This window comes from Actinomadura sp. NPDC048021 (genome assembly GCF_040653135.1).
Classification (GTDB): Bacteria; Actinomycetota; Actinomycetes; order Streptosporangiales; family Streptosporangiaceae; genus Spirillospora; species Spirillospora verrucosospora.
Map to the genome: position 1 here is coordinate 13,756 of NZ_JBEZJQ010000002.1, position 17,116 is coordinate 30,871.

20 protein-coding genes are annotated in these 17,116 nt (G+C 72.5%); 11 read left to right on the top strand and 9 right to left on the bottom strand.

The window, feature by feature from the left end:
* Window positions 1-46: 46 nt before the first annotated feature.
* The gene (locus AB0C87_RS03190; RefSeq protein WP_345171171.1) at window positions 47-1,249 is read left to right on the top strand and encodes a fused response regulator/phosphatase; all 1,203 of its coding nucleotides are present in this window, start codon (window positions 47-49) and stop codon (window positions 1,247-1,249) included.
* Window positions 1,246-2,934 carry an ATP-binding protein gene (locus AB0C87_RS03195; RefSeq protein ID WP_360576285.1) on the top strand — a complete coding sequence of 563 codons (1,689 nt, stop codon included), beginning with the start codon at window positions 1,246-1,248 and terminating at the stop codon, window positions 2,932-2,934. Before AB0C87_RS03190 ends, AB0C87_RS03195 begins: the two co-directional genes overlap by 4 nt.
* 45 nt (window positions 2,935-2,979) lie before the next feature.
* On the opposite strand, the gene AB0C87_RS03200 is transcribed toward AB0C87_RS03195, so the two are convergent.
* Complete coding sequence (locus tag AB0C87_RS03200; RefSeq protein ID WP_353833798.1) at window positions 2,980-4,158, bottom strand: SpoIIE family protein phosphatase; 1,179 nt, start codon at window positions 4,156-4,158, stop codon at window positions 2,980-2,982.
* A gap of 94 nt (window positions 4,159-4,252) precedes the next feature.
* On the opposite strand from AB0C87_RS03200, the gene AB0C87_RS03205 reads away from it, so the two are divergent.
* From AB0C87_RS03205 to AB0C87_RS03215, 3 genes are all read left to right on the top strand, one after another.
* A complete protein-coding gene (locus AB0C87_RS03205) occupies window positions 4,253-4,726 on the top strand; it encodes a MarR family transcriptional regulator (protein ID WP_345171177.1) in 474 nt (157 codons plus the stop codon).
* Window positions 4,727-4,878: 152 nt separating this feature from the next.
* Window positions 4,879-5,697 (top strand): L,D-transpeptidase family protein, encoded by an 819-nt coding sequence (locus AB0C87_RS03210; RefSeq protein WP_353833797.1) that lies wholly within the window; start codon window positions 4,879-4,881, stop codon window positions 5,695-5,697.
* A gap of 46 nt (window positions 5,698-5,743) precedes the next feature.
* On the top strand, window positions 5,744-6,400 hold the full coding sequence (locus AB0C87_RS03215) for a choice-of-anchor P family protein (RefSeq protein WP_345171182.1): 657 nt from the start codon (window positions 5,744-5,746) through the stop codon (window positions 6,398-6,400).
* Between the two features lie 56 nt (window positions 6,401-6,456).
* On the opposite strand, the gene AB0C87_RS03220 is transcribed toward AB0C87_RS03215, so the two are convergent.
* The 3 genes from AB0C87_RS03220 to AB0C87_RS03230 form a co-directional block, all read right to left on the bottom strand.
* Window positions 6,457-6,852: an ATP-binding protein gene (locus AB0C87_RS03220; RefSeq protein ID WP_345171184.1), complete on the bottom strand. Its 396-nt coding sequence runs from the start codon at window positions 6,850-6,852 to the stop codon at window positions 6,457-6,459.
* 147 nt (window positions 6,853-6,999) lie between these two features.
* Window positions 7,000-7,377, bottom strand: coding sequence for a hypothetical protein (locus AB0C87_RS03225; RefSeq protein WP_345171186.1), 378 nt, complete (start codon window positions 7,375-7,377; stop codon window positions 7,000-7,002).
* Between the two features lie 32 nt (window positions 7,378-7,409).
* A complete protein-coding gene (locus AB0C87_RS03230; protein ID WP_353833796.1) occupies window positions 7,410-7,769 on the bottom strand; it encodes a DUF1801 domain-containing protein in 360 nt (119 codons plus the stop codon).
* A gap of 121 nt (window positions 7,770-7,890) precedes the next feature.
* Here AB0C87_RS03230 and AB0C87_RS03235 point away from each other — a divergent pair, with 121 nt between their 5' ends.
* The 3 genes from AB0C87_RS03235 (at window position 7,891) to AB0C87_RS03245 (ending at window position 9,757) form a co-directional block, all read left to right on the top strand.
* Entirely contained in the window at window positions 7,891-8,097 is a 207-nt protein-coding gene (locus tag AB0C87_RS03235; protein WP_179831795.1) for a cell division protein SepF, read from the top strand.
* 94 nt (window positions 8,098-8,191) lie between these two features.
* On the top strand, window positions 8,192-8,677 hold the full coding sequence (locus AB0C87_RS03240; RefSeq protein ID WP_345171190.1) for a MarR family winged helix-turn-helix transcriptional regulator: 486 nt from the start codon (window positions 8,192-8,194) through the stop codon (window positions 8,675-8,677).
* A 171-nt stretch (window positions 8,678-8,848) separates the two neighbouring features.
* Window positions 8,849-9,757 (top strand): LLM class flavin-dependent oxidoreductase, encoded by a 909-nt coding sequence (locus AB0C87_RS03245; protein ID WP_360576289.1) that lies wholly within the window; start codon window positions 8,849-8,851, stop codon window positions 9,755-9,757.
* A gap of 23 nt (window positions 9,758-9,780) precedes the next feature.
* Here AB0C87_RS03245 and AB0C87_RS03250 read toward each other — a convergent pair whose 3' ends face one another.
* The 3 genes from AB0C87_RS03250 to AB0C87_RS03260 are packed head-to-tail and all read right to left on the bottom strand — an operon-like array spanning window position 9,781 to window position 12,132.
* On the bottom strand, window positions 9,781-10,935 hold the full coding sequence (locus AB0C87_RS03250) for an acyl-CoA dehydrogenase family protein (protein WP_360576291.1): 1,155 nt from the start codon (window positions 10,933-10,935) through the stop codon (window positions 9,781-9,783).
* A complete protein-coding gene (locus AB0C87_RS03255; protein ID WP_345171196.1) occupies window positions 10,935-11,576 on the bottom strand; it encodes a carboxymuconolactone decarboxylase family protein in 642 nt (213 codons plus the stop codon). Before AB0C87_RS03255 ends, AB0C87_RS03250 begins: the two co-directional genes overlap by 1 nt.
* A complete protein-coding gene (locus tag AB0C87_RS03260) occupies window positions 11,560-12,132 on the bottom strand; it encodes a VOC family protein (protein ID WP_360576293.1) in 573 nt (190 codons plus the stop codon). The genes AB0C87_RS03255 and AB0C87_RS03260 overlap by 17 nt, the downstream gene beginning before the upstream one ends.
* A 116-nt stretch (window positions 12,133-12,248) precedes the next feature.
* Here AB0C87_RS03260 and AB0C87_RS03265 point away from each other — a divergent pair, with 116 nt between their 5' ends.
* Complete coding sequence (locus AB0C87_RS03265) at window positions 12,249-12,869, top strand: TetR/AcrR family transcriptional regulator (protein WP_360349741.1); 621 nt, start codon at window positions 12,249-12,251, stop codon at window positions 12,867-12,869.
* A gap of 7 nt (window positions 12,870-12,876) precedes the next feature.
* Window positions 12,877-14,196: a phosphotransferase family protein gene (locus AB0C87_RS03270; protein WP_360576295.1), complete on the top strand. Its 1,320-nt coding sequence runs from the start codon at window positions 12,877-12,879 to the stop codon at window positions 14,194-14,196.
* Between the two features lie 96 nt (window positions 14,197-14,292).
* On the opposite strand, the gene AB0C87_RS03275 is transcribed toward AB0C87_RS03270, so the two are convergent.
* Both AB0C87_RS03275 and AB0C87_RS03280 read right to left on the bottom strand, forming a co-directional pair.
* Window positions 14,293-14,736, bottom strand: a complete 444-nt coding sequence (locus AB0C87_RS03275) for a lamin tail domain-containing protein (protein ID WP_345171204.1) — start codon at window positions 14,734-14,736, stop codon at window positions 14,293-14,295.
* A 159-nt stretch (window positions 14,737-14,895) separates the two neighbouring features.
* Complete coding sequence (locus AB0C87_RS03280) at window positions 14,896-15,654, bottom strand: SDR family oxidoreductase (protein ID WP_360576297.1); 759 nt, start codon at window positions 15,652-15,654, stop codon at window positions 14,896-14,898.
* 161 nt (window positions 15,655-15,815) lie between these two features.
* On the opposite strand from AB0C87_RS03280, the gene AB0C87_RS03285 reads away from it, so the two are divergent.
* Entirely contained in the window at window positions 15,816-16,628 is an 813-nt protein-coding gene (locus AB0C87_RS03285; RefSeq protein WP_360576299.1) for a helix-turn-helix transcriptional regulator, read from the top strand.
* The last annotated feature ends 488 nt before the right edge of the window (window positions 16,629-17,116 follow it).

Consider the following 17,116-nt stretch of genomic DNA (forward strand, 5'->3'; position numbering starts at 1 on the left):
CCCACCTGACATCCACCCGGCCTCGCCGGACAGAAGGAGCTGAGACATGGCCGCGATGCCCAGTCGCGGTGCGGAGCGGCTCCTCGGTGTCGCCGGTTCCCCGCACCTCCTTCTCGTCGAGGACGATCCCGGCGACGCGTTCCTGTTCGAGGAGCTGCTGACCGAGGCGCAGCCCGGCCTGCGGATCACCGTCGCGGCGACGCTCGCCGAGGCCCTCGACGCGCTGCGGCCCGACATCCAGTGCGTCATCGTCGACCTCTCCCTCCCGGACGCGCGGGGCCTCGACGCCCTCCACCAGGTGCGCGAGCACGCGCCGGGCACCGCCGTGCTCGTGCTGACCGGGCTCGCCGACGCGCACGTCGGCGTCGCCGCCGTCGCCGCCGGCGCCCAGGACTACCTCGTCAAGCAGGACGCGGACGGCGCGCTGCTCACCCGGGCGATCAGCTACGCGATCGAGCGCAAGCGCGCCGACGAGTCCGAGCGGCAGCTCGTCGAGGCGCGGGCGCTCAGCAGGGAGAACGCCCGGCTGGAGCGCGGCCTGCTGCCGGTGCCGATCCTGCACGACCGGGCGCTGCGGCACCACACCCGCTACCGGCCGGGACGCGACCGCGCGCTGCTCGGCGGCGACTTCCACGACACCGTGGAGACCGCCGACGGCGCCGTCCACGCCGTGATCGGCGACGTGAGCGGGCACGGCGCCGACGAGGCGTCCCTCGGCGTCCGGCTCCGCATGGCGTGGCGGACGCTCGTGCTCGCCGGGAACACCGGCTCCCGCCTCCTCGACACCCTCGACGCCGTCCTGCAGCACGAGCGGTGGAGCGACGAGATCTTCACGACCGTCTGCATGGTGACGATCGCGCCCGACCGGCGCAGCGCCCGGCTGCACCGGGCCGGGCATCCGTGCCCGCTGTTCTTCTCGCCGGACGGCGTGGAGGCCGTCCCGGACGAGCCGCGGGGCCCGGCGCTCGGGCTGCTCCCGGGCGCCCGGTGGCCCGCCGCCGACCTGGAGCTCGGCGACGAGTGGGGACTGCTGCTCTACACCGACGGGCTGATCGAGGGGTCCGCCGGCGAGGAAGGCGGGCACCTCGACATGGACGGCCTGCTGCGGCTCGCCAGGGCCGCGCACGAGGAGGGGAGGCGCGGCGACGTGCTCGTCGACGGACTCATCGCGGAGGCCGAACGGCTGAACGGGGACGTCCTCGCCGACGATCTCGCCCTGCTGATGCTGAGCCGGGGGGACGACCGGTGACCGGCGAGACGTCCGCCGGGACGGGCGAGGCCGCCGAGCCCGCCGGGACGGCGCGGGCCGCCGGACCGGGCGCCGTGCTGTCCGGGGCGCAGATCCCTGAGGGGCAGGGGATGGGCCGGGTCCGGCTCGTCCAGATCTACCGGATCGGCTCCGCCGTCCTCGGCGCCCTCCTGCTGGCCGCGTTCGTGCAGACCGGCATGGCGATGTACGGGAACGAGCAGGCCCGCGACGTCCTGATCGAGCGCGTCGACCCGGCGACGCTGGAGCAGTTCCGGCTCTCCACGGCCGTCACCGCGCAGGACATCGCCATCCGCGCGTACGCCGAGGAGGGCGGGCGCGAGCACGTCGAGCAGTACCGGGCCGCCGTGCGCCAGGAGGCGGCGTCCGCCGCCCGCATGCGCCGCCTCCTCGCCGGGGTGCCCGGGCACGGGGACGTCGACCGGCTCCTCGCCAAGGCGACCGCCGACTCGCGCGCCTGGCGGACCGGGTTCGCCGACCGGGTCGCGGCCGGGCCCGGCGGCCAGGGCATCGACCGCGGCGAGAGCCGGCTGGCGAGCCGCCTGCTCGTGCAGGCGCGCGGCGACATGACGCCGCTCCAGTCCGGCATCACCACGCTGCACGACCGGGCCGCCGCGAAACTGAACTCGCGCGCGAGGACCGCCCAGTGGTCCACGTTCGCCGCGCTCGCCATGGTCGTCGTCGCCGCGCTGCTGCTCGCCGTGCTGTTCCGCCGGACCGTTCTGACGCCGGTGTCGACCCTGACCGGCCGCGTCCGCGCCGTCTCGGAGGGCGACTTCGGGCACCGCCTCGACGTCCCCGGCCCGGCGGAGATCAACGAGCTGGCCGCGATCATCGACGCGATGCGCGCCCGGATCATCGAGGAGTGGCGCACCAGCGAGGACAAGTCCCGCCGGCTCGACGAGCAGACCGAGGAGCTGCGCCGCTCCAACGCCGAGCTGGAGCAGTTCGCCTACGTCGCGAGCCACGACCTGCAGGAGCCGCTGCGCAAGGTCGCGAGCTTCTGCCAGATGCTCGAACGCCGGTACGGCGACCAGCTCGACGACCGCGGGAAGCAGTACATCGCGTTCGCCGTCGACGGCGCCAAGCGCATGCAGGCACTGATCAACGACCTGCTGAGCTTCTCGCGCGTCGGGCGGATGTCGCGGCCCGAGGACTCCGTCGACCTCGACGACGTCGTCCGGCAGGCGCTGGACAACCTCTCCACCCTGCGCGATGAGACCGGCGCCGAGGTGGAGGTCGCGGAGCTGCCCGACGTGCCCGGCGACCGCACCCAGCTGGTCCAGCTCTTCCAGAACCTGGTCGGCAACGCGATCAAGTTCCGCCGGGAGGGCGTGCCGCCGCGCGTCACCATCAGCGTCCGCCGCGCCGGGGACGAGTGGGAGTTCGCATGCGCCGACAACGGCATCGGCATCGACCCCCGCTACGCCGACCGGATCTTCCTCATCTTCCAGCGGCTGCACTCGCGCGAGGAGTACACCGGCACGGGCATCGGCCTGGCGCTGTGCAAGAAGATCGTCGAGTACCACGGCGGGCGCATCTGGCTCGCCGTCGACGAGGACGCCGAGCCCGACGCGGAGCCCGCCCCCGGCACCACGTTCCGGTGGACGCTGCCCGCCCAGCCGTCGACCGCCGCCGGGGACGACGCCGAAGATCCGGACGACTGAGCGTCCCGGGCGACCTGGGCCGGGCCCGGCGAAGGCCGCCCGGCGTCAGCCGTCCCCGGCGCCCTTGCCGGCGCCCGGGTCCCGGCCCGTCCAGTCAACGCACACGATCACCGCGTCGTCGGACGGCTGGGCGCCCTCGTGGAAGCCGACGTAGTGCCGGACCATGGTCCGGACGGCCTCGGGCGGGTCCTGCAACCGGGTGGCGCGCATCGCCTGGAGCAGCCCCGCGTCCCCGTACACGACCCCGGCGGGCGACCGGGCGGCGTGCACGCCGTCGCTGACGATGACCAGCCGGTCGCCCGGCTCGACGGCGAACTCCTGGGGCACGTAGCGGGTGTCGCCGAACATCCCGAGCGGCATCTGCGGCTCGAACCCGAGCCGGTCCGTGGCGCCGCCCCGCAGCCGGGTGATCCTCGGCGAGCCCGCGTCGATGGCCCGGACCCGCCCGTCGGAGAGGTCGAACTCCAGGAGGAGCGCGTCCACGAGCCGCTCGCCCCGGTGCCGTCCGAACAGCGCCTCGTCGGCGAGCTCGGCCTGCTCCACGATGTCGCCGCCGGACCGGCGCGCGTTGCGCAGCGCGCTGATCGCCAGATGGGTGAGCTCCGCCGACTCGGTGCCCGACCCCATCCCGTTGCTGACGGTCAGGGTGAACCGCTCGCCGGACGTGGCCCAGTCGAACGCGTCGCCCCACACCGCGTAGGCGGGTTCGAGCTGGCCCGCGAAGCTGAGCTCGGACGCCTGGTAGGCGGACGCGGGCAGCATGTCCCACTGCATCTCGGCGGCCAGCGTCAGCCGCGTCCGCCGGCGCAGGCGCCGGTACATGTCGGTGGCCTGGTCGGCGATCTTGAGGGCGCGGGCGAGCACGCCGGCGAAGTCGTCCAGCCAGAGCGGACCGCCGTCCGGAAGCCGCACCGACAGGATCCCGATCCGCTCCCCCTTCACGGTCAGCGGCAGGTGGGCGAGCCCCTCCCCGTCGTCCCGGACGGTCCGCTGCGACGCGAACGCCCGGCCCGGCGGCGTGTTGTCCACGGAGACGTCGTCACCGGCGGAGACCGTCCGGACGAGGAACATCTGCCGGTAGTCGACCATCAGGACCTCGGTGTCCGCGCACCCGTGCCGGCCGAGGACGTCGGCCGCGACGGCGATCACCTCGTTCGGCGGGGCCGCCCAGATCGCCTTCCTGGCCGCCTCGAACGGCCCGTTCTCCGCGCGTGCACCGTGCATCTCGATCCTCGCCCCTCGCCGCACGGCTCCGGCGGCCGGCGGACCCGCAGGTCCCGGGATGCCGTGGGCGACGTCGTGTGTAACAGTGGAGGGCATGGTGGCCACGTCGGGTGAGGACGCCGCGGATCTCGCGGCTGCGCTCGACGATGCGGCCTCCACCCTGCTGAACGTATGGTCGCGCGCCCACAATGCCCCGGATGTCCCTATTCCGTCCACGCAACTGCGCGCGCTGTTCGTCCTGGAGCGGGGGCCCGTCAACATCAGCAGGCTGGCGGGCGAGCTCGGCGCCCTGGTGTCGTCGGCGAGCCGGCTGTGCGACCGGCTGGAGGCCGCCGGCCTGCTCACGCGCGACCCCGGCCGCGACCGGCGCCAGGTCACCGTCCGGCTGAGCGGGGACGGGCAGGAGCTGCTCGACCGGCTCCGGCTGCGGCGGCGCGAGAGCCTCACCCGCGTGCTGGCCGAGATGCCGGCGGCCGCGCAGGCCGCCCTGCTGTGGGGTCTCACCGAGTTCCACGAGGCGGCCACCCGCCCGGACGACGACGGCGGTTCCCTCTCCATGCTCGCGTGAACCGTCCATGGATTCCGTTTTCCCCGAAAAGTCGTGACCCTCCGCAAAGTGCCTTCCAAATAGAGCATTATCTACATTTACAACGGCCGCCCCGGGAGCCTTTTTCGCCATTCTCGATACGGCCGCCTTCACCACTACTAACATCCCCGCTCATGGCGACCATACGTGCCCCTCGGCATTCCCTGCGCGCCGTCACCGCGGGCGGGATCACCGCTGCCCTGCTCCTTTCCGCCGGCGGCTGCGGCGGCTCCTCCTCCGGGCACAGCACGGCGTCGGCCGGGACCGGGAGCGGTAGCACCGCCCCCGCCAACGCCCCCGCCAACGCCCCCGAGGCCACGACCTACAAGACCCTCTCCGGCGCCCCGGCGGACACCACGCCCGACGGCGCCACCGACGGCCTCGTCGTGCACCCCACCAGCCCGGCGCCGGTGTTCGACCGCCCGGCCGGCCACCGCTTCGCCACCCTCCCCACCACCGAACTCGGCGGCCCCACCTGGGTGCCCGTGGTGGAGACCTCGGGCGACTGGCGGAGGGTGCTCCTGCCGAGCCGTCCCAACGGGGCGACCGGGTGGATTCCCGGCACCGCGCTGAAGACCGCGCACACGCCGTACACCGTCCACGTCGACCTCGCCCGCAGGCGGCTCGTCCTGGAGAAGTCCGCGCGGCCCGTGGGCCGCTGGCCGGTCGCGGTCGGCGACACCAAGACACCGACGCCGACCGGCCGGACGTTCGTCATGGCGACGCTCGCCCCGGCCGAGAAGACGCCGAGCCCCATCGTCCTGCCGCTCGGTACCCACTCGGCGACCCTCGACACTTTTGGCGGCGGTCCCGGCACCGTCGCACTCCACGGCTGGCCCGACGCCTCGGTGTTCGGCAAGGCTGTCACGCACGGCTGCGTGCGCGTACCCGCCGACGCGCTGAAGGCGCTGTCCCGGGTGCCGCTCGGTTCCCTGGTGTTCATCTCGGCCTGACCGGCCGGCACCACCCCCAGCTCTCACAGAGAATCGGAGTAAGTTCATGCGTCACATCCCTGCCGCCAAACGGATCGCCACCGCCGGGCTCCTCGCCACCGGCCTCGCCGCGGCAGCCGCCCCGGCCCCGGCCTTCGCCGCCGCCCCCGGGAGCGAGGGCTCCGCGTACGGGCTGACCGTGACCGGCCCGCTCGCCGTCCCGCCGGTGCCCGCCGTCTCCTCCAGCACCGGCACCGTCCGCAAGAGCGTGCTCCGCGAGGACCGCACCAAGCTGGTCAAGGCGTCCGCGCTGGACGTCGACGCCTCCGCCGCCCGGGCCCGCTCGGCCGTGACGCACCTGTCCGTCCCGTCCGCGAAGCTGCTGGCCGACGCCGTCACCGCCAAGTGCACCGCCGGGCGGGGCGGCGCGCGTCTCGCCGGCGCCACGCTCGCCGGGAAGCACCTCGACTCCACCCCGCCGCCCAACACCACCGTCCCCGTCGACGTGGACGGCCTCGGCCGGACGGCCCTGGTCCTCAACAAGCAGCAGCGCATGGCCGACGGACGCCTCGCCGTCACCGGCATGGAGCTGGCCCTGCCCGGCAACAAGGGCGCCATCCGGGTCGCGTCCGCCACCTGCGGCAAGGCCGCCGGGCCCGCACACGGCCCTGCCGAGGCCCCCGCTCCGCGACCGGTCAAGCACGACCTGCCGGTCACCGGCTGACCGGTCACCGAAGACGCGGCCCGGCGAGCGCCAGCCCGCCGGGCCGTTCCATGCCGTCAGGTCGCCAGCGACTTCTCGAAATGCACGACCGACCCGTTCCGGTGAGCGCGCGCGGCGATCTGGACCCCCTCCGTGAACGCCCGCATCAACCGGAGCCCCCGCCCGTGCTCGGCCAGCGGCGGCGCCTCCACGCGCTCCCACGCCGCGGCCCCGTCCGCCCCGTCCCCCGAGCCCCCGTCGATGACGTCCACGACGCACCGTGCCCCGTCCATCCGCGCCCGGACCTCGTACTCTTTTCCGGCCGCGGCATGCTGAATGACGTTCGCGCACGCCTCGCCCAGCGCGAGCGCGATATCGGCACGGACCTCGGAACCCACTCCGAGCCCGCGGAGAGAGGCGTCGAGCGTGTGCCGCACCAGCGGAGCGCTCTCCGCGTTCCTCGGCAGGGTCATTTCAAGAACGACCTCCATGCCAATCGCCTCCGTTCCCTCTAGCACACAGATTTCCCAGAGCCAACGGAGAGAAACTCTTTGACGCCTATTGCGATGGACTCCCTCTTCGAGCCGAACAGCCTCGGGGAGGTGCGGCCCTTGCGACTTTTACTCGTTCGCGTCGCCGGCCAGGCGGCGGGCGGCGGCGACCTGGTCCTCGTCGAGGCCCTGGTAGTCGCTGCGGCGGTTCTCTTCGGCCTGATCTTCAATCCACTTGCCGTGCGCTTCCCAGGCGGCCTGCTTGCTGACGCCCATCGCGCCGCCGATCTGGGCCCAGGAGGCGCCCGCGCGGCGGGCCGAGCGGACGGCGAGCTGCCGGCCGTAGACCGCCTTCCGCGCGATCACCTCCCCGAGCGCGAGGAGTTCCAGGACCTCCTCGCGCCGGAGCGGCGGTTCGGCCACGGCGTCCCGGAGCCACAGCTCGTCGTACCGGGCCGCCGCGCTCGTCAGCGTGATGTCTCGCTCGATCCCATCCGGAGTGACCATGATGCGAGTGTGCGCGTCAAGCGGTCCTGACGTCAAGCCTTCTTGACCTCCAGGGCGTGCGCCTGCTTCACCCAGTCGGCGAACAGGGCGGCGTCGATGTCGTCCAGGGCACGCAGCTTCACGCCGGCCATCTGCCGGGACATGGCCTCCAGGCGGCCCGAGCCGTCCTCGATCAGCTGGCCGTTCCAGAAGCCGAACGTCACGTACTTCGGGTACGCCTTGAGGAAGCACACGGGCTGCTCGCCGACGCTCCAGGTCGGCTGGCCGTGCCACAGCGCGGGCTCCACCTCGGGCATCGCCTCGCCGACCACCGCGAGCGCCTTCTCCAGGACGTCCCGCAGGCCCTCCGGCACGTCCGCCGCGTACTCCTGAACATTCGCGTGCTTACCCATGTCGATCCCCTTTCGTCGCCAACGCGTCGCTCGGCGGGCGGGAGGATCGACATCCGGAAGAGATTTCTTGCATGTGGCGTGGGTCACTTGACCCTGGGAAGGCGCCGGGCAGACTGGGGCCGTGGTCAAGTCGCTGCGTCCCCAGAACTACAACGAGGTCCTGTACGTGGGGCACTTCTTCCGCAAGGGCGTGCCCGTGCTCATGGACCTGACGGACCTTCCGGACGGCGACGCCAAACGCCTCGTCGACTTCGCCACCGGCCTGGTCTTCGGCCGCGGCGGCGCCCTCGACCGCGTCGACCGGAAACTCTTCCTCCTCCAGCCCTGAGTCCGGCCGGGCCGCCGCGGCGGCCGCTGAAGCCGCCGGGCGCGGCATAGTTCGTCATACGAATTGCCGGGCACCTCGCTGTTACGCTGGCCCAATGGTGAAGCCTGATGACGGCCCGATCGGAATCGCGGCCGCACTGGTGCGGTCCTCGTTCCTGGTGAACGCCGTGTACGCCGAGTCGGGCCGGGAGCACGGCCTGACCTCGCAGCAGGGCCAGTTGCTGTGCGTGCTGATGGCGCGGCCGTACGGCATGAGCGAACTGGGGGCGACGCTGCGGCTGGCCAAGTCGAGCCTCACCGGCCTGGTCGACCGCACCGAGCGCAACGGCCTGGTCCGGCGCGAACCGGATCCGCATGACACGCGCGCGGTACGGGTGTCGCTCACCCCTCGGGGCGGCAAGCTCGCGGACGAGTTCTACACCGAGACCTGCCGGCGGATCGAGGAGCTGACCGGCGGTCTCAGCCAGGCCGAACGCGGCGCGCTCGCCGCCCTCCTCGGCCGCGTCGTGCTGGAGAACGAGGTCCCCGCGGTCTTCCTCGAACCGGGCGAAGGAGGAGCCTCCGGCGCCCATGGCGGCTGACGCGCGACACCGCACCCCTGGAGAGACTTGCGGTTCGTAGTACGAACTATTACGGTTCGTACTACGAACTTTGAGTTTCTTCTGTGGAGCCGCCCCCGATGTGCACGCCTGGTGACGCCTTCCCGGCCCTGACCGCGTGAGCATCGGTGAACGAAAGGCAGAACCTTGTCCGTGCATGATCTCGTCTTCGGTTTCGGTGCGCACAGCACCTTCGACGACGGCCCGGAGCTGCTGCGCACGGCCCGCCAGGCCGACCGCGACGGCCTGGACCTCTTCTCACTGTCGGACCACCCCTACATCGGCGAGCGCCTGGACGCCTACGCGACCATCGGGTTCGTCCTCGGGGGCACGCGGCGCCTCGCCGCCCTGGCCAACGTCACCAACCTGCCGACCAGGCCCGCGCCGATGCTCGCGCGGACGGTGGCGGCGCTGTCGGCCCTCTCGGACGGCCGCATCGTGCTCGGCATGGGCGCGGGCGGGCTGTGGGACCGGATCTCCGACATGGGCGTGCCGCGGCTGTCGCCGTCCGACGCCGTGGACGCCTTCGAGGAGGCGATCGTCCTGGTGAGGAAGCTGTCGGGCGGGGGCCCTCCGGTCACCCACCGGGGGCGGCACTACCGGGTGGAGCGGATCGAGCCGGCCCCGGTCGCGGCGCCTCCGGTGTGGACCGGCTCGGTCGGGAAGAAGTCCCTGGCCGCCACGGGGCGGGTGGCCGACGGGTGGATCCCCGGGCACGCGGCGGACTGGCTCAGCGAGCGCTACCGGACGTCGCGGCCGGTCGTCGACGAGGCGGCGGTCGCCGCCGGCCGCACCCCCGGGGACATCCGCACGGTGTTCAACCTCCCCGGGCGCATCACCGACCGGCCGCTGCCGGCCACCCGCGACCGCGACGGCCGCTGGATCGGCGGTTCCGTCGGGCAGTGGGTCGAGGAGCTGACCGGCGCCGTGGTCGAGCACGGGGCGTCCGGCTTCACCCTCTTCTCGCCCGAGGGCGGCACCCAGGACATCACGTCGGTCGGCCGCTGGGCCGCGGAGATCGCCCCCGCGGTGCGGGAGGCGGTCGCGAAGGAACGCGGCTAGCGGCCGCCACGGGACCGCTCCGCTCAGCCGAGCCGTTTGAGGATGCGTCTGGCGGTGCTCTGGATGTGGACCTCGTCCGGACCGTCGTAGATGCGGGCCTCGCGGGCGTGGCGGTACATGCGGGAGAGCGGGGTGTCGTCGGTGAGGCCGGCGGCGCCGTGGACCTGGATGGCGCGGTCGATGACGTTGTGCAGCATGCGGGCGCCGACGACCTTGATGGCACCGATCTCGATGCGGGCCTGGTCGCCTGCGTCGATCCGCTCGGCGGCCTGGAGGGTGAGCATGCGGGCGGCCTGGATCTCGGTGTAGGAGTCGAAGACGTGCTGCTGCATCAGCTGCTTCGCCGAGAGCGGCTCCCCGAACGCGACGCGGGAGCCCAGGCGGGCGCACATCAGCTCGAAGGCGCGCTGGGCCTGGCCCAGCCAGCGCATGCAGTGGAAGATGCGGCCGGGGCCGAGGCGCTCCTGCGCGATGACGAAGCCGTGGCCGCGCGGGCCGAGGAGGTTGTCCGCCGGGACCCGGACGTCGTCGTAGGCGACCTCGTAGTGGCCGCCGCTCAGCCCGAGGACGGGCGTCTCCCGGACGATCTCGTAGCCGGGCGTGTCCGTCGGGACGATGATCATGCTGAACGAGCGGTGCGGGGGCGCGTCCTCGGGCTCGGTGCGGCACATGACGGTGGTGTAGGCGGCCTCGCCGGCGCCGGTGGTGAACCACTTGCGGCCGCTGATGACCCAGTGGTCCCCGTCCAGGACGGCCGTCGTCCGGAGCTGGGTGGGGTCGGAGCCGGCGTGGGCGGGCTCGGTCATCGCGAAGCTCGGCGAGACCTCGCCGGCGACCATGGGCGCGAGGTAGCGCTCGCGCCAGCGGGGGCTCGCGTACCTGTGCAGCATCAGCGAGTCCTGGAGGGTGAACGTGCCGAGGGCGAGCTGCCCCCACTCGCTGCGCCCCTGCACCTCGTTGACGTAGACGTAGTCGAGGAACGGCATGCCGCCGCCGCCCAGTTCGGCGGGGTGCCCCAGGGCCCAGAGGCCCTCGTCCTTCGCCTCCTGGCGCAGTTTCAGGAGTTCGTCGCGGTCGCCCGCGTTGAGGGCGGGCTCGGCCGGTTCTACGCGTTCGGTCATGAAGGCGTGGACGGCGTCGCGGACGTCCCGGACGCGGTCGGGCACGGGGAACAGCATCAACCCTCCCCGGTGAGGTCGGCGGAGATGTCGCGGTCGCCGTACCCCTCGGGCGCAGCGACCTCGACGACCGGTTCGGGGCGGTCGTCGAACTCCAGCCGCAGGGCACGCGACATCGTCGCGTGCATGTCGTACATGCAGGTGATGTAGGTGAGCTGGAGGATCTCCTTCTCGGGGAGGTGCTCGCGCAGGACCTCGAAGACGCCGTCGGGGACGCGCCCGCCGTCGAGGACGAGGCAGTCGGCGTAGGCCAGCACGGCGCGTTCGAGGGGCGAGTAGCAGTCGGCCGTCTGCCAGTGCGGGATCGACTCGATCTTCTCCTCGGGCATGCCGAGGGCGCGCATCTGCTTGCAGTGCTGGGAGAAGACGAACTGGCTGCCGCGCGCCCACCCGGCCCGGCACTGGCCGAGCTCGCGCAGGACGGGGTCGAGGTCGGCGCCCCGGTACAGGGCGAAGCCGCGGACGGCGTGCCGGAACACGTCCGGGGACTGGGCGAACACCGTCCACCAGTCGCCGGGCGAGCCGGTCGCGGTGCCGTGGTCGACGGCCGGGTCGCGGTCGGGCGCGAAGAGGCGGTCGTAGAAGAAGAGGATCTGCTCGTCGGTGACTTCGGCGCGGGGGACCTCACGCAGTCGCGGCATGCCTGTCCTTCCCGGCGGTCCGGTCGGCGGCGGTCTTCGGTTCGTGGGAGACGTCGGACGCGTCGAACGTGCGCGTCCAGCAGGCGAACTCCAGCAGGATCCCGTCCGGGTCCTGGAAGTAGAACGACCGGACGAAGACGCCGTCGTGCACGTCGGCGGAGACGCCCAGCGGGCTGTCGTCGTGGTTGAGGACGGGGCTGACGGTCACGCCCTTGTCCCTGAGCCGCCGCCGGTACTCGTCGAACTTGTCGGTCGGGACGTGGAACGCGACGTGGTTCATCGATCCGACGGCGCTGAGCAGTTCGCCCTGCTCGGGCCGCCCCCTGGGGGCGGAGACGCCGGGGACGCCGTCCGGCGCGTCGGGGAACCAGAAGAACGCCACGCAGTCGCCGCCGCCGCAGTCGAAGAAGAAGTGCTGCCCCATCCCGCCCGGCAGGTCGATGGTCTTGATCAGCGGCATGCCGAGGACGCCGGAGTAGAAGTCGACCGTGCGTCGCATGTCCGACGACACCAGCGCCAGATGGTTGATGCCGCCCAGCTCGAACTCGGTGTTCATGGAACCTCCTTGCGGCGGGAGAGCGCCGCGGAAGCTGACTTGACAGTCATATCAACTTGCCTGATGCTCGGATACCGTTCCCGGGTTGTCAACCCCCGGCGAGAGGAACCACGGCGATGACCAGCGGCGACGACCCCGGCGCCCGGCCGCTCACCGAGCGCGGCGCCCGGACCAGGGAGCGCCTGCTCGCCGCCGCCCGCGAGGTCTTCGAGGAGCGCGGCTTCCTGGAGACCCGGGTCGCGCACATCACCCGGCACGCGGGCGTCGCCTACGGCTCCTTCTACACCTACTTCCCCACCAAGGAGGCGGTGTTCCTGGAGGTCGCCGACCGGCTGTTCGAGGAGATGACCGACCACGCGCTCGTGCCGTCGGCGGGGCCGGGCCCCGCCGACCGGGTCCGCCGCGCCAACCGCGCCTACTACGAGGCCTACCTGCGCAACGCGCGGATGATGGCGATCATCGAGCAGGTCGCCACGTTCAACGAGGAGTTCCAGGAGCTGCGGCGCAAGCACCGGGCCTCCTCGGTCGGACGGTCCGCGCGGGTGATCGCGCGCTGGCAGCGGGAGGGGCTCGTCCCGTCCGACATCGACGCGGAGACGGCGGCGGGCGCGCTCGCCACGATGGTCGACCACTCCCTGTACCTGTGGATCGTCCAGGGCAGCGATCCGCAGGGCGCCGAACGCCTCCTGGAGACCCTGGACACCCTCAGCGTCCGCGCCCTCGGCCTGCCCGACTAGGAGAGCCATGGAACCGACCCGCGACCTCGCCGCCGCACTGGGGGACCGGCTCGGCGCGCGGATCACCGGGCTGCGCCGGCTGTCCGGCGGCGCCAGCCGGGAGACCTGGGCCTTCGACGCGGACGGCCGCCCGCTCATCCTGCGCCGCGACCCGCCCGGCTCCCTCGACCCCACCGCCCTGGGCCGCGAGGCCGGCCTGCTCGCCTCGGCCGCGCGGGCCGGCGTCCCGGTCCCCGGACTGACCGACCACGGCGACGACCTGGACGGCGCCCCCTACATGGTCATGGAGCGGCTGTCCGGCGAGACGATCCCGCGGCGGCTGCTGCGCGACGAGCGCTTCGCGGGCGTCCGCCCCCGCCTCGCGCGCGAGCTGGGCGGCATCCTGGCCCGGCTGCACACGATGGCGCCCGTTCCCGGGCTGCCCGACGACGACGCCCTCTCGGCGCTCACCGAGCACTACGCGGCGTTCGAGGCCCGCCCGGCGGTGGAGCTGGCGCTGCGCTGGCTGGAGGAGCACCGCCCGGCCCCCCGCGGCCGGACCGTCGTCCACGGCGACTTCCGCGACGGGAACCTGATGATCTCCCCCGGCGGCGTGACCGGCGTCCTGGACTGGGAGCTCACCCACCTCGGCGACCCGGCCGAGGACCTCGGCTGGCTCTGCGTGAAGGCGTGGCGGTTCGGCTCCCCGCACCCCGCCGGCGGTTTCGGCACGCGCGAGGACCTCCTCGCCGGCTACGCCGCGGCCGGGGGCACGCCGCCCACGCTCGAAGAACTCCACTGGTGGGAGGTCTACGGCACTCTCCGCTGGACGATCCTGTGCCGCCACCAGGCCGAGCGGTTCCTCAGCGGCTCCGACCCGTCGATCGAGTACGCCGTCCTCGGCCGGAAGGTCTGCGAGCAGGAGCACGACCTGCTGCTGGCGCTGGGGCTGACGGAGCCGGCGACCGTCCGGGATCCGTTGGAGAGCGCGGCCCCGCCGGACAACGCACCGCACGACCGGCCGGACGCCCACGCTCTCATCGACGCCGTGGGCGCGTTCCTCGTGCAGGCCGAACAGCCCGACGACCGGCTCCGCTTCCATGCCCGCGTCGCCGCGTCCGCCCTGCGCATGGCCCGCAGAGAACTCCTCCTGGGCGAGGCCCACAGGATCGCCCACCGGAACCGGCTGAAGCCTCTCGGGTGCGCGACCGACGCCGAACTCGCGGAGGCCATCCGGACGAGCGCTCTCGACGACCGGATGGACGAGGTCGTGGCCGCGGTACGAGCCTCGGTGACCGACAGGGTCACGGTCGCGAACCCCCGCCACCTCTCCCTCCCCGGCGGCTGACGGCCCCTCCACTGCCCGCGGCCGGTTCGGGGCCGAAACGGCGGCGAGCCACCGGCCCGAGGGCCGGTGGCTCGCCATCAGGGCGACGCGGACCGTTCAGCAGTACTTCGAGGAACCCGTCCGACCCCACGAGCACTTGTCCGCCACCCGGCCATCGGGGTAAAGGAGGTACGCGGTGTCACCGGTGTTGTTCCACACGTACCACTTCCGGCCCCAGTAGCGGTGCGTCGCGCTGTTGGAGCCCCTGCCGGTGTGAAGGTAGACCGACTTGCGGCCCTTCAAGGTGAAGGACCCGAAGGTGTACGTGTATCCGGTCTTGTCGCGAACCTTGACCCCCTTCAAGCTCCTGGACGTCTTCGACGTGTTGAACAGCTGCACCCATTCGCCGTTCAGCGACGTGTTCGACCCTTTGTCGCTTCCGGGCGAGTCGTAGTACACCCGGTAGATCTGCACGGCGCTCGCGGCCTCCGCCGGCGGCGCCACCAGCACCCCGCCCGCCACCGCGACGGCGGCGGCCCCCGCAACGAGAAGCTTCCTCACCCCAGGGCATCCTTCCGATCGACGAATCCCTAGATGTACCGGTATTCACCGAACCGTGGGGGGTTCTGGCCATGTCCGGGCCGGACGCCAACCGCGGGCCGCGACCGCGCGTCCCACTTGCCGCGTTGTCCCAGGTGGTCCGGGGAAACACGGGGGTTCTCAGGCCTCCTCGGGATCGCGGCCGACCGCGTGCCGGCCGCCGTCCACGGGCACCACGGCGCCGTTGACGAAGCTCGCCTCGTCCGAGAGCAGATAGGCGACGGCGGCGGCCACCTCCTCCGGCCGCCCCACCCGCCCGACCGGATGGAGCAGGCGCATCTCGTCCTCGATCCGCGCGGCCTCCGCGGGCTCCTGCCGCCGCAGGAGCCCCTCGTACCGCTCGGTGGTGATCGACCCGAGCGCGACGACGTTCGTCCGGACGCCGCGCGGCCCGTAGTCGACGGCCAGCGCGCGGCTCAGCCCCTCCACCGCCGCCTTCGCCGTGGCGTAGGGCAGCGAACCGCGCACCGGGCGCTGCGCCTGATGCGACGAGACGTTGACGATGGCGCCGCCCGTCCCCGCGGCCAGGAAGCGCCGGACGGCGGTCACGGACCCCACCACCGCCGGGTCGAAGTTCAGCGCCACGAGTCCGAGCAGCTCCCGCGGTGACGGATCGGCGGCGTCCCGGAACACCGCCGCGTTGTTGACCCAGCCGGCGAGCGTCCCCGCCTCCTGCGCCGCGTCGGCGGCCCGCTCCGCGACCTCCTCGTCCGCCGCGCTCCCCACGACCACCGTCACGTCCGCCCGGTCCCGCGCCCAGCCGACCGCCTCCGCGTCGATCTCGACGACGACGACATGCCCGCCGTCGGCCGCCAGCCGCTCCACGATCGCCCGTCCGACCCCGCGCCCGCCGCCGGTCACCACGTAAGTCCGCTTCACGCCGCTCCTTCCCCTCGACCCCCTCCATGATCGCCCGGCCTGCGGGGCCCTGGGCGGCGGTGCGTCCTCTTCGGACGTTTCCGCTGATGCGGCCCGCGTCCCGCACTCTCCGCGATAGGTTCGCCACGTTCCGGAATGGATCGCGATGAACCGGAGGGGCCATGCATGCCCGGGACTCACTGGACCCGTCACGTTCGATGTGGCATCTCATCGCGGTCCATCTGCGCCGCTATCGCGAGGCGAACGGCATGTCGGGGCAGGCTCTCGGCGACGCCCTCGACTGCGACCGCTCGACCGTCTCCAGGTACGAGTCCGCGACGCTGCGCATCAAGCCGTCCCACGCCGAGGCCGTCGACCGCCTCTGGAACACCGGGGGGATCTTCACGAACCTGGTCGGCTTCGCGGGCCTGACGGACGAGGGCGACTGGCTCTTATCCCTCGCCGAGTTCGAGCGGCGCGCGTCCCGGATCCGCATGTGGGAGCCGACGGTGGTCCCCGGCCTCCTCCAGACTCCGGACTACACCCGGGCGGTGCTGACGGCCGGGCCGGCAAACGGCCTGGACGCCGACCTGGAGCGACGGAAGGCGCGCACGTCCGCCGTTCTCGACAGGGAGACGCCACCCCGGTTGACCGCGTTCCTGAGCTGGGCCGCCCTCGCGCAGCTGATCGGCTCGCGCGAGATCATGCGCGACCAGATCGCCCACCTGCTGGCTCTCGGGGAACTGCCGCACATCACCCTCCGCGTGGTCGAGAACCAGGCGGGAGCCCATCCGGGCCTCGACGGGCCGATCACCGTCCTCACGGTGGACGAGCGCGATCTCGCGTACGACGAGGCGACGACGCGGGGACGGTTCCTGATGGATCCGCTCGCCGTCCAGGAAGTGATCGTGAAATACGACTCGATCAGCGACATCGCGGCGCCGGTCGGCCCTTCCCGGCTCCTTCTGGAAGCAGAACTGGAGCGCTGGGCGTGACCTTCCGGCGCAGGTCGAGCCGCCGCGGCAGACGTGGAACCGGCGACGCGCCTTGATGCGCCCTCCATCGATTCAACCGCCATGGCGATTCCGGTTCGGCTCGCCATGTGCCCGCGCCGGAGCGCCTTTTCGTGAACACGGGTCACGCCAAGCCAGGGCGACATCGGACACCAGTTCGACCGCGACGTTATCGCGCGACTCCGGAAGCCATCGAGTACGCGCGAGCGGGGCCCAACCAGGCCGCCGCTAACGCCCTCGTTGAAGGTTTTTCACCGTCCGGGCATCCGGACAGGATGAAGTTTCACACTCGTGACCTGCGCGGACTCGCGCCGCCGTCCATAAAGGTCCCGCTGGCGGGACCTTTATGGGATGTGCCGTAAATCGCGCCGCGACAGTATCCAGGATCGAATGGAATAAGTCGAGTCATGGCGGGATCGGCGGGACCGGCCGGACCGTCCACCTGTGGCCGCCGGCCAGGGCAATTCGAA